This is a genomic window from Exiguobacterium sp. SL-10 (genome assembly GCF_004337025.1).
Classification (GTDB): Bacteria; Bacillota; Bacilli; order Exiguobacteriales; family Exiguobacteriaceae; genus Exiguobacterium.
Genome location: NZ_SJUP01000064.1, coordinates 1 through 255, shown reverse-complemented (window position 1 = coordinate 255; position 255 = coordinate 1). Strand labels below are relative to the sequence as shown.

The window sequence follows — 255 nt, the reverse complement described above, 5'->3', positions numbered from 1 at the left end:
CCGGTACAGAGATGTACTTTCCCCTTCGGGGGCAGGGGTGACAGGTGGTGCATGGTTGTCGTCAGCTCGTGTCGTGAGATGTTGGGTTAAGTCCCGCAACGAGCGCAACCCTTGTCCTTAGTTGCCACCATTCAGTTGGGCACTCTAAGGAGACTGCCGGTGACAAACCGGAGGAAGGTGGGGATGACGTCAAATCATCATGCCCCTTATGAGTTGGGCTACACACGTGCTACAATGGACGGTACAAAGGGCAGC

1 rRNA gene is annotated in these 255 nt (G+C 55.7%); it reads left to right on the top strand.

Annotated elements, in window-relative coordinates:
• A 16S ribosomal RNA gene (locus EVJ33_RS15370) occupies positions 1-255 on the top strand; the annotation flags it as partial.